The 11,627-nt window shown below is 63.7% G+C and carries 9 protein-coding genes; 7 read left to right on the top strand and 2 right to left on the bottom strand.

Annotated elements, in window-relative coordinates:
- The first annotated feature begins 65 nt into the window (after positions 1-65).
- From HMI60_RS08365 to HMI60_RS08355, 3 genes are all read left to right on the top strand, one after another.
- The gene (locus HMI60_RS08365; protein WP_018779877.1) at positions 66-1,148 is read left to right on the top strand and encodes an ABC transporter ATP-binding protein; all 1,083 of its coding nucleotides are present in this window, start codon (positions 66-68) and stop codon (positions 1,146-1,148) included.
- 88 nt (positions 1,149-1,236) lie between these two features.
- The gene (locus HMI60_RS08360; RefSeq protein ID WP_193590941.1) at positions 1,237-2,832 is read left to right on the top strand and encodes a beta-N-acetylhexosaminidase; all 1,596 of its coding nucleotides are present in this window, start codon (positions 1,237-1,239) and stop codon (positions 2,830-2,832) included.
- Complete coding sequence (locus HMI60_RS08355) at positions 2,829-4,244, top strand: DUF4032 domain-containing protein (protein WP_018779875.1); 1,416 nt, start codon at positions 2,829-2,831, stop codon at positions 4,242-4,244. Before HMI60_RS08360 ends, HMI60_RS08355 begins: the two co-directional genes overlap by 4 nt.
- A 63-nt stretch (positions 4,245-4,307) precedes the next feature.
- Here the strand turns inward: HMI60_RS08355 and HMI60_RS08350 are convergent, their stop codons facing one another.
- Together HMI60_RS08350 and HMI60_RS08345 are read right to left on the bottom strand one after the other, a co-directional pair.
- Entirely contained in the window at positions 4,308-5,009 is a 702-nt protein-coding gene (locus HMI60_RS08350; RefSeq protein ID WP_227453684.1) for a GntR family transcriptional regulator, read from the bottom strand.
- A gap of 34 nt (positions 5,010-5,043) precedes the next feature.
- Positions 5,044-6,510: a chlorohydrolase family protein gene (locus HMI60_RS08345; protein ID WP_193590940.1), complete on the bottom strand. Its 1,467-nt coding sequence runs from the start codon at positions 6,508-6,510 to the stop codon at positions 5,044-5,046.
- A gap of 160 nt (positions 6,511-6,670) precedes the next feature.
- Between HMI60_RS08345 and HMI60_RS08340 the strand changes: the two genes are divergently transcribed.
- The 4 genes from HMI60_RS08340 (at position 6,671) to HMI60_RS08325 (ending at position 11,627) form a co-directional block, all read left to right on the top strand.
- Entirely contained in the window at positions 6,671-7,705 is a 1,035-nt protein-coding gene (locus HMI60_RS08340) for an ABC transporter permease (RefSeq protein WP_209783734.1), read from the top strand.
- Between the two features lie 65 nt (positions 7,706-7,770).
- Positions 7,771-9,495, top strand: coding sequence for an ABC transporter substrate-binding protein (locus tag HMI60_RS08335; RefSeq protein WP_110506123.1), 1,725 nt, complete (start codon positions 7,771-7,773; stop codon positions 9,493-9,495).
- Positions 9,496-9,576: 81 nt separating this feature from the next.
- Positions 9,577-10,578 (top strand): ABC transporter permease, encoded by a 1,002-nt coding sequence (locus HMI60_RS08330; RefSeq protein ID WP_055974226.1) that lies wholly within the window; start codon positions 9,577-9,579, stop codon positions 10,576-10,578.
- Complete coding sequence (locus HMI60_RS08325) at positions 10,575-11,627, top strand: ABC transporter ATP-binding protein (RefSeq protein WP_193590939.1); 1,053 nt, start codon at positions 10,575-10,577, stop codon at positions 11,625-11,627. The genes HMI60_RS08330 and HMI60_RS08325 overlap by 4 nt, the downstream gene beginning before the upstream one ends.

The following is an 11,627-nucleotide window of genomic DNA, read 5'->3' as shown; positions in this document are numbered from 1 at the left end:
GAAGAAAATGAACCATTCACAACGGATCGTCCGGCACGTACCTGCCGGTGAAGGGATTGATAACTGTGGCTACAGTTACTTTTGATAACGCTACGCGTCTGTACCCGGGCACAGATAAGCCCGCCGTCGATAAGCTCAACATCGACATCGCCGATGGCGAATTCCTGGTCCTCGTTGGACCCTCCGGTTGCGGTAAGTCCACCTCCCTGCGCATGCTCGCAGGTCTTGAGGATGTGAACGCCGGCCGCATTCTGATCGGTGACCGCGACGTCACGGATGTTCCCCCGAAGGACCGGGACATCGCAATGGTCTTCCAGAACTACGCCCTGTACCCGCACATGACCGTTGCGGACAACATGGGCTTCGCACTGAAGATCGCCGGCGTTTCCAAGGAAGAGCGCGCAGAGCGTGTTCGCGAAGCCGCCAAGCTTCTTGACCTTGAGCAGTACCTGGACCGCAAGCCGAAGGCTCTCTCCGGTGGTCAGCGTCAGCGTGTTGCCATGGGACGCGCAATCGTCCGTAACCCGCAGGTCTTCCTCATGGATGAGCCGCTTTCCAACCTTGACGCCAAGCTCCGCGTCCAGACCCGTACGCAGATCGCATCCCTGACCCGCCGCCTCGGCGTCACCACGGTTTACGTGACGCACGACCAGGTCGAGGCCATGACCATGGGTGACCGCGTTGCAGTCCTGAAGGACGGCCTGCTCCAGCAGGTTGACACCCCGCGCAACCTGTACGACCGCCCGAAGAACGTCTTCGTTGCAGGCTTCATCGGCTCCCCGGCCATGAACCTGCTGGAACTGCCGGTCGTCGACGGCGGCGTCCAGTTCGGCGGAACCGTTTACCCCGTGCCGCGTGACGTTCTCCAGGAAGCCCACGGCCAGACCGTGACCGTTGGTTCCCGTCCGGAAGACCTCGAGACCGTCGGCAACGGCGAAGGCCTCCAGGTTGAGGTTGACGTGGTTGAAGAACTCGGTGCCGACGCTTACGTCTACGGCCACACCATCCTTGATGGCAAGAGCCACGACATCGTCGCACGCGTCGACGGCCGCCGCCCCCCGATGAAGGGCGAGTCCATCTTCGTTCGTCCGCAGTCCGGCCACGTGCACCTGTTCGACACCAAGACGGGCCTGCGCCTGGGCGACTAATCGCGTCTGTACGTTCCGCATTGTGATGGCGGCCCGACCCTTCCGGTCGGGCCGTTATCACGTTAACCTTCTTCCCGGAAAGAACGGCATGAACACCACAGATCACCTGATTCCCCGGCCCTCCCACGTCGCACCCCAGGACGGCCCGGCTTTCACCCTCTCCCCCGGCGCCAGGATCGCGGCCGGCCATGCCGCCGCGCAGCCCGCTGAACAGTTAGCCGCGCTGCTCCGCACCGCCACCGGCTTTGCACTGCCGCTGGTTGAAGAACACCGCCCAGGAGATATCGCCCTGGAGTTGGTGGATTCGTTCGACGGCGGCCGAGAGGCTTACACACTGACCGTCGCCGAGGATGGCGTCCGGCTTACCGCCTCCACCCCTGCCGGCCTGTTCAACGGACTGCAAACGCTCAGGCAGCTCTTCCCCGCAGCGATCGAAGAAACCGACGCCGCCCAAAACCGCGACGCCGGCACCTGGGTGGTTCCCGCCGTCGAGATCCTGGACGCTCCGCGCTTTGCCTACCGCGGCCTCATGCTCGATGTTGCCCGCAACTTCCTCACGGTGGAGGAGGTCAAGGAGCAGATCGACGTCATGACGCAGTTCAAGTTCAATGCCCTTCACCTGCATCTGACCGACGACCAAGGCTGGCGGATCGAAATCCGCCAACCGGAAGAGAACCCGTCGGGCTTGGACTACAGCAAGCTGACCGACGTGGGCGGCCAGGGAGCGGTGGAAGTCGCCACGGCAGTTCCGCCCCGCGGCAAGTCCGGTTTCTACACCCAGCAGGATTACAAGGAACTCCAGGCGTACGCCGCTGTCAGGAACGTCGTCGTCATTCCGGAGATCGACCTTCCCGGACACGTCAACGCCGCCCTCGCGGCCATTCCGCAGCTCAACCCGGACGGCGTCGCCAAGGACATGAGCACCACTGCCGACGTCGGCTGGTCAACGCTGGACGCCTCACTCCCGGCCACCTATGAGTTCGTAGCCGAGGTCCTGGGCCAGCTTGCCGCGATAACCGTTGGCCCCTACCTGCATATCGGTGGCGACGAAGCATTGGTAACGGGGCACCGGAACTACCTCGACATGATGCAGGAATTTGCCCGCTTGGCTTCACTCACCGGAAAGACCGTGGTGGGCTGGAACGAGTTCGCCGAGGCAGAGCTTCCGAACGGGGCCGTGATCCAGTACTGGTTCGGAGATCTGGAAGCGATTGTCCAGCAGGCTGATGCCAGCACACCCACACTGATCATGTCGCCGGCAGCCAACACCTATCTGGACCAGAAGTACTCCCCGGAGAGTCCTGTGGGCCTTGAATGGGTCAAGGGCGGCCCCTTCACCTGGGCCGAGTACTACAACTGGGACCCGGCCCAAGGCGGCCTGACGGACCAGCAGATCCTGGGTGTCGAAGGCCCCCTCTGGACCGAGACCGTCCGCAACAATCAACAAGCACAGTGGTTGCTCTACCCCCGGGCCATCTCGCTGGCGGAAGTCGCCTGGACCGGCCAGGAGTTGCGCAACGCCGGTGACTTCCGACGTCGGCTGGGCGCCTTTGGTGAGCGCCTCGCCAAGCAGGGCGTCGTCTTCCAGGAGGCCCCCGACGTCGAATGGTCAGCCCCGCCGCTGAACCCCTTCACGGACGCGGGTGCGTCCGCTTCCCCTGAGTACGGAACAATTGAGGCATGAGCGAGCAAAACGAAGCCCAGTGGCACGACGAACCCACCGACTACGGGCAGATCGGCAAGCTCCCGCGGACCGAGGCTGCCAGCGCGCAGGATGCCGCCCCTCCGGCCAGCGTCATCGGTTCGCTGAACATCACGGCGGCAACGGCAGATCCGGAGTTGCTGGATCTGCCCTGGCACATTGCGTTGGAGGATTGGCCGGCTGAGAACCTTGCCGCCCTTCCCCGCGGTATTTCCCGGCACATTGTCCGGTTCGCCCACTTGGGCGGTTCGGTGATCGCCATCAAGGAAACGTCGGAGCACGTTGCACGGCACGAGTACCATATGCTGCGCAAACTGGCGCGGCTGGATGTCCCCTGTGTGGAGCCCGTAGCCGTCATTACCGGCCGCACCACGGCAGATGGCCGGCCGCTCAATCCGGTGCTGGTGACCCGGCACTTGAAGTTCTCCATGCCTTACCGCGCCCTGTTTTCGCAGATGCTCCGCAAGGACACCCTGACCCGCCTTATTGATGCGCAGGCCCTCCTGCTGGTCCGCCTGCACCTGATCGGCTTCTACTGGGGCGACGTCTCGCTGTCCAACACGCTGTTCCGCCGTGACGCAGGTGCCTTTGCCGCCTATTTGGTGGACGCCGAAACGGGCGAGCTCTACCCGGACCTTTCCATGGGCCAGCGCGAATACGACCTTGAGATCGCCAGGGTGAACATCGCCGGTGAGCTCATGGACCTGCTGGACGGCGGCCTCATTGAGGAGAAGGTGGATCCTGTAGCCACCAGTGAGCTGATCATGGGCAGCTACCGCCGGTTGTGGACTGAACTGACCGAGAAGGAATCCTTCGAACTGGGCGAGCGCTGGCGCGTGGGTGCACGCATCCGGCGCCTCAACGAGCTCGGCTTCGACGTTGAAGAATACGCCATCAAGACGACGGCGGACGGCTCCACCATCCAGCTCCAGCCCAAGGTGGTGGACGCCGGGCACCACCAGCGGCGGCTGCTACGCCTGACCGGTTTGGACGCCCAGGAGAACCAGGCCCGCAGGCTCCTGAACGACATGGACCAGTTCCGGGCCGACAACAACCCGGACCTGGACGAGGAAATCAGCGCGCACATCTGGGTCAGCCAGATCTTCGAGCCCATTGTCCGCTCCATCCCACGCCATCTGGCGGGAAAGCTGGAGCCGGCTGAGGTTGTTCACGAGGTCCTGGAACACCGCTGGTACATGAGCCAGAAACAGGACAGGTACGTGCCGTTGGCTGAAACCGTGCAGTCCTACCTGGACACTGTGCTGCAGCACCGCCGTGACGAGGCCGCCATCATGTTGAACCCGGACACGGAACTGCTCAAGATCCTTGAGGTCGAAGTGGAGGAGTCAGGCCGGTACGACGACGAGGACGAGTACCCGGACGCCGACGACTAATGGAGTTTTTGTACAGCTAACGCCCCTAAGACGGCTCCTAAAGGGCGTTATCTGGACAAAAACTCAGGGTTCCAGGGTTTCCGCGAGCCCGTTCAGCACGGGCTCGCGGCCCAGCTCGATGTGCGAGTACGCCAGTGAATACGCCAGGTCCGGCTTGCCCTTGAGGATCGCGTTGCAGAGTTCCGTATGCTCGTCGCGTTGGAGTTCGTTGCTGCGGTTGTGCGTGAGCCCGAAAATCCAGCGCATACGCCCAAACAGCGGCTTCACGGATTCGATGAGGAGCCTGTTCCCTGACAGGCGCACGATCTCGGCGTGAAGCTCTGCGCTGATCACGGCGACATCCTCGGTCCGGTCCTCGTCGATGGCGGCGTTGGAGGCCTCCATGAGTTCCTCCAACCGGCCGCCGTCGCTGCCCTCGGCCACCCGGGTGGCGGCCATCCTCGCGGCGAAGGTTTCCAAGCACAGGCGGATATCAAAGAGCTCATTGACGTCCGTGAGAGTCAGCTGGCGGACCACCGCCCCGCGGCGCGGGAAGGTCTCCACGAAACCGTCCTGCTCCAGGCGCTGGATGGCCTCACGGACCGGGATGCGGGAGACGCTGTAAATCTCCGAGAGTTCGCGTTCGCGCAGCCGCACGCCTTGGGCGTACTTGCCCGTGACAATGCCCTCCAGTACCAATTGGTAGACGTTCTCCGCGCGGGCCTCGTCATCGCGGCCATTCCCGGTTTCCGGCGTCGCCTCAGCCACTGTGGAACTTCCCTTCATCACTGCGTACGCTGCCGCCGCCGGGCGGCGCCGGTCAGCGTTCCAACCGAGCATACACGGGCGGAAACAGCTCATCGGCCGGGCGGTTCCCAAAGTCACGGCTGCTGTAGGCTCCACGCATCCTGTCGAATAATTCCTGCCCCTTGGACCGCCAAAAGGCCAGGTCAACGCCTTCGATCGTCCCGTCAACCATGATGGTCCGGCCTGCCACGACGGACAGCACGGCCTGGCGGGCTGTGCCGTTGAGAAGGAGGGTCCGCAGCGGGTCGTCGTGGACGCCGTCGCGGAAGTCTTCCAAGGAGAACGCCACCAGGTCAGCCTGGGCGCCGGGCTCAAGCCGGCCCAGGTCCGGGCGCCTCAAGGCGTGGGCACCGCCCAGCGTGGCGGCGTCGAAGTATCCGGCGACGTCTCCGGCGTCGTTGCTTCCGGCGAGGATCTTGGCGAGCTGCACGCCGGCATCGATGCCCCGGATGAGATCGGGCGGGAATGAGTCCGTGCCCAGGGAAATGTTGATGCCCGCGCTCTTGTAGGCGTTGAAGGAGTCCAGTGTGCTGCCGTAACGCATGGAGGTGAGGGGGCAGTGGATGATGCTGGCGCCGCTGTCCGCCAACTGCGCGAGGTCGCCGCGATCCTCGCCATGGACCGCAGGGTTCCTGTCCGTGTAGGTGGCGTGCGGGATCAGGAGCCGCTCGTTGAGGAGGCCTACCTGGTCGAGGAGTTCCAGTGGCGTTACGCCGTGCCAGTCCTGGATGAGTTGTCGCTCCACGAGCCCTTGCAGGGAGTGCAGGCGCACCAGCACGTCCCGCTCGCTGGAAGCTGCGGCAGTGGCTTTGAGCAATTCGATGTCCAGCGTCTCAATGCGGCACGGGAGCAGGACTCCGTTGACCAAGGGATCGTTGAGCTCGTTCGCGTGGTCAATGAAGCGCAAGGCGTCGGCAAGACCCTCACGGCCGCGGTCGTCGTCGAACATGACTGAACGGCTGCCATCGTCCAACACGACGTTCACGCCCGAGCGGTAGGCCGGGCCGAGGTAGCCGCGCAGGCCCAGCCGCCGGCTTGTCTCTGCCATGCCCGCCAGCTCCTCGAACGATTCCGCCCATTCGGAGTGCACTTCGGAGGCGATGGGCATGTAGGTGGTGATGCCGTGCAGGACGAGTTGGATCAGGGCGTACTGACGGATCTGCTGGCGTTCCCCGGCCGTGAAGACATCGGTGCGGCGGTTACGGAAATAGTCCTCGGACCACTGGTGGCCTTTGGCCTGCTCAGCGCCGGCCCAGCTGTCCAGGATGAGGTGGTCGATGTCGGTGAGGGCATCGAGGTCGATCAGGCCGGGCATGAGCAGCGCATCCCCCATGTGCCGTTCCTCGTCCACAGGACCGGTGAAGTCATGGCCCACGAAGTCGATGGTGTGGCCGCTGTAGACCACGCACGCGTTTTCCAGCAGCACGTGATGTCCGTTGTGGTGGCCCAGCACGTAGCGGGCGGTGACCTTTGTGCGCACGTCGTCTCCTGTTTCCTGTCCCGTCCGGACAACTCGTATTACTCTCTGGTATTCCAAACAGTACATTATTTGTGATTTACATCGCATGAATCCTGCTCTAGTCTATTTTGGTATACAAGAACTCCGGAGCAAGCTCCTGATCACGAAACGAGCAGAACCGTTGACCCAGATACAGTCCGTCGAACCAAGTACCGGCAGTCCGCCGCTGCCTCCGGCAACGACGCCGGAAGGCAAAGTGGCGGCACCTGCCGAAGCCCGCTCACTGCTCGCCACCGCATGGATGCGGATCCGACGCAGCAAGGTGGCACTTCTTAGCCTGTGCGTCGTGGTGGCAATCCTGTTGTTCGCCATCCTTGCCCCTGTGCTCAGCGCCATGTCCGGCAACGATCCCTACACGTCCAACACCAGCCCCGAAGTCCTGGACGACTTCCAAACACCCGGGCTGCCCCTCCCCGGGTTCATGTACCCCTCGGCGCAGCATTGGTTGGGTGTGGAGCCCGGACTGGGCCGGGACCTCTTCGCGCGGCTTGCCTACGGCGGCCAGGTCTCCCTGACCATTGCGCTGCTTTCCACTGCAGTCTCCGTGGTCCTCGGCACGGTCCTTGGCGCAGCCGCCGGCTACTTCGGCGGCAAGACAGACGCCATCATCAGCCGGATCATGGACCTGTTCCTCGCGTTCCCGCACCTGCTCCTGGTGCTCTCGCTGACGCCCATCCTGCAGTCACGGCTCCGCGATACCCCGCTGGGCGAAGGCAGCTTCCTGCCCATGGCCTCGCTGGTGATCATCCTGGGCTTCTTCGGCTGGGCCTACCTTGCACGCATCGTCCGCGGCCAGGTGCTGAGCCTCCGCGAGCGCGAATTCGTGGAAGCCGCCCGGTCCTTCGGTGCCTCCCACCTCAGCGTCCTCTTCCGGCAGATCATCCCCAACGTCATGGGAGTCGTCCTTGTGTACGCCACCATGCTGATCCCCACCAACATCTCCGCCGAAGCGGCACTGTCCTTCCTCGGCGTCGGTGTCAAGGACCCCACACCGTCGTGGGGCCAGATGCTCAACGCCGCCCAGTCCGGCAACTGGTACCTCAGCGACCCGTGGTTCCTGGCTGTACCGGGCATCATGCTCATCGTCACCGTGCTGGCCTTCAACCTCCTGGGCGACGCCGTCCGGGATGCGCTGGATCCCAAGTCCTCCCGCTGACAAAGAACCCCGCCGACAAATTCCGCACCATTCCCCGCATCGCCCCACCCTCTACAAGGAGCATCATGAAAACCCCCGCAAGAGCCCTTGCTCTTTCCGTGCTGATTGCCGTGGCAGCCACCGGCTGCGGCGCCGGCCAAAACCAGCCGGGCAACTCCAAGCCCGCGGAGTCCGTCACCGAACTGGCCCCCAATGTGGTCAAGTCCGGCTTCACTTCCAAGGGCGGAAACCTCAACGTCCTGATGTCCTCCGATTTCCAGACCCTGGACCCGGGCAACAGCAACTACGTCCAGACGGCCAACGTCGGCCAGCTGTACTACCGCACGCTCACCATGGCCAAGGAAACAGCGGGCCAGCCGCCAACGGTGGTCCCGGACCTCGCCACGGACACGGGCAAGGTCTCCGATGACGGCCTCAGCTGGACGTTCACCCTCAAGGACGGCGTGAAGTTCGAGGACGGAACACCGATCACCTCCGCCGACATCAAGTACGGAGTGGAACGCACCTTCGCCCAGGATGTCTTCACCCAGGCGCCGCAGGAGTTGAATGCAGCGCTCGACGCCGGCGGGTACAAGGGTCCGTACAAGGATCCTGCCGCTGTGCTTCAGGCTGTTGAAACGCCCGACGAGCGCACCGTGGTCTTCCACTTGAAGAAGCCCTTCGCCGAGTTCCCGGCCTTGGCGTCGCGCTCCAACACGGCTCCGGTCCCCAAAGCCAAGGACACCAAGCTGGACTACACCAACCACCCCGTTTCCTCGGGCCCGTACATGGTGGAGTCCTACAACCGCGGCAAGTCCCTCAAGCTGGTCCGCAATCCGCACTGGGATCCGGCAACCGACCCCAACCGCTCCGCCCTCCCGGACACTTTCAGCTTCTCCCTGTCCACGTCCCAGGCCACCATCAGCCAGCAGTTGCTTGCCGACTCGGACCCCAACGCCATCACGCTCGACTCCAACGGCGCGCTTCAAACCTCCGACTCCGCAAAGCTGGCAGATGCCAAGGTCAAGGACCGCGTAGCTTCGGGCCTGCTGGGCTGCAACGACGTCCTGAGCCTGAACACCCAGAAGATCAAGGACCCGGACGTCCGCAAGGCGATCGCCTTGGCCCTGGACCGCCAGTCCATCCTGGTCCAGTACGGCGGACGCCGCTTCGGCGAGATCACCCAGAGCCCGCTGAACTCCAAGATGCGCGGCTACGTGGAAACGGAGCTGGAACTGGACCCCACCGGCAAGCCCAAGCTCGAGGAAGCCAAGAAGCTCCTGGAAGGCAAGGACTACCCCAAGACCCTGACGTACGGCTACGCCAACAACCGGGACGCCTTCAAGAACACCGGCACAGTGGTCCAGCAGAACCTCAAGGCCCTGGGCATCGACGTGGAACTGGTTCCGATTCCCGCCCCGAACTACTACTCGGTCCTTGCCAGCGAACAGCTCCCGGACATGGGCCGCTCCGGCTGGTGCGGTGGCGCCGACCCGGCGTCGATCCGCACCTCCGCCGACCCTCTGTTGGGACCGAACAATGAGGGCACCAGCTATGGCTTCTCCAACACGTCCCGTTACTTCGACCCCGTTGTGTCCAAGGCAATGTTCGATCTGCGCAACACGGACGGCACCTCCGAGGAACTTGGCAAGAAGTGGGCAGAGGCCTTCGGTTCTGCCTTGAAGACCTACCCGATCGTCCCGCTTATCCGCAGCCACACGAACAGCGTGGTCGGTTCGAATGTCCGCAATGCCCAGGTGGGCTACTTCTTCGGCGGCATCGACCTCTCCATCGTCGGCGTCGAGCAGTAACCGGGCTTTGACAACCATTCGGGCATAGTCCAGAAGGAGAAGCGGGCCGCCTGCCCCGGCGGGCGGCCCGCAACCACCACCATGATGACTTTCATTCTTCGCCGGACCGGATCGCTGGTCCTGCTGCTTGCCGCCGTCAGTTTCATTACGTTCACGCTCTTCCAGCTCGGTCCGTCCGATCCCGCCGCCGCAGCCTGCGGCCAGGAGTGCACTCCCGAACGCGTGGCTGAAGCCCGCGTAGCCCTGGGCATGGACCAGCCATTCCTTATCCAGTACATCGACTACATCCGGGGCTTCTTCTCCTCGCGCATGATCGGCGCTCCGGGAGCCCAGACGCTTTGCGAATGGCCCTGCCTCGGCAAGTCGTTCCAAACCAATGAGAACGTTGCCGACATCATCGGCCGCTCGCTCCCCTACACCTTCTCCATGGCCATCGGCGCACTGGTCCTGTGGACCATCACCGGCGTCGGACTGGGTCTGCTGGCCGCCCTCCGCAAAGGAACGCCGGTGGACAAGTTCATCGTGGGTGCTGCCTCAGTGGGGGTCTCGCTGCCCATCCCGGTCACCGGCTTGTTTCTGCTGCTCCTGTTCGTCAACCAGCTGCATCTTCTGCCGTTCACCACCAACGAAATCAACAGCCCGTTCGGACCGCAGGGTCCCGGAGCCTGGGTGGCCAACTATCTGTTGCCGTGGATCGCCTTGGCTGTCCTGTTCAGCGCCTCTTACATCCGCGTCACCCGAACCAACATGATTGAAACCTTTGGCGAGGACTTCATCAGGACCGCCCGCGCGAAAGGACTGGCACCCCGGACGGTCACGTTCAAGCACGGCGTCCGTGCCGGCATCACCCCGGTTGTCACCATGCTCGGAATGGACATCGGCCTCCTTCTCGGGGGCGCGGTCCTCACTGAACAGATTTTCTCCGTCCCGGGCCTGGGCTTCACGGCAGTGCACGCCGCCATCTCCGGCGACCTTCCAGTCACCATGGCCATCACCATGCTGGCCGCGTTCTTCGTCATCGTTGCGAACGTCGCCGTGGACCTCGCCTACGCCGCCATCGATCCCCGAGTGAGGCTCCAATGACCCAGCTTCAGACCAACACCGCGAGCGCTACTGCCGGAAGTACAGCAACCGCTGCTTTCCTTGAAGTCCACGGCCTCACAGTGAAGTTCCCTACGGATGACGGCGTTGTCTCCGCAGTGAACGGCATGGACTTCGCCCTGGAACGTGGCGAGACCCTGGGCATCGTGGGTGAATCCGGATCCGGAAAGTCCGTCACCAGCCAGGCCTTGATGGGCCTGCTCAAAGGCACCTCCGCGCAGGTGACCGGGCAGGCCATGTTCCAAGGCAAGGACCTGGTGACGCTGCCCGAGTCCGCCATGCGCAAGCTCCGCGGCCGCAACATCGGAATGATCTTCCAGGATCCACTGTCGGCACTGCACCCCTTCTACACTGTGGGCCACCAGATTGCCGAGGCCTACCTGGTCCACAACAAGGCGAGCAAAAAGCAGGCCCGGGCAGCCGCCGTCGACATGCTGGGAAGGGTGGGTATCCCCAGCCCGGAGCAGCGCTTCGACGAGTACCCGCACCACTTCTCCGGTGGCATGCGCCAGCGCGCAATGATCGCGATGGCGCTGATCTGCGAGCCGGAGCTGCTGATTGCCGACGAACCCACCACCGCCCTGGACGTGACTGTCCAGGCGCAGATCCTGGACCTCATGTCAGAGCTCCAGGAGGAAACGAACTCTGCGCTGATCCTCATCACGCACGACCTCGGCGTAGTGGCCGAGGTCTGCGACAACGTGCTGGTCATGTACGGCGGCCAGTGCGTCGAGTCCGGGCCGGTGGACGACATCTTCTACGACACCCGGCATCCATATACCCTGGGCCTGCTCAACTCCATGCCCACGCTGAACAGCGCCGCGGGCCGGCTGAACCCGATACCCGGCCAGCCGCCGTCGCTCCTTGACCTGCCGAAGGGCTGCATCTTCAGCGCACGCTGCCAGTACGCCGAGCTCGTCGGCGACGGCGTCTGCGCCAAGCAGCGCCCGGAGCTGACAATCGACGACGGCCACGGCCAACGCTGCCACTTGAGCGGCCCGCAGATCATCACCATCCGGAATTCGCGTTAG

This window comes from Paenarthrobacter sp. YJN-D, from assembly GCF_015040335.1.
GTDB classification, from domain to species: Bacteria; Actinomycetota; Actinomycetes; order Actinomycetales; family Micrococcaceae; genus Arthrobacter; species Arthrobacter nicotinovorans.
The sequence above is the reverse complement of the archived record's forward strand: the minus strand, read 5'-3'. Positions and strand labels throughout refer to the sequence as shown.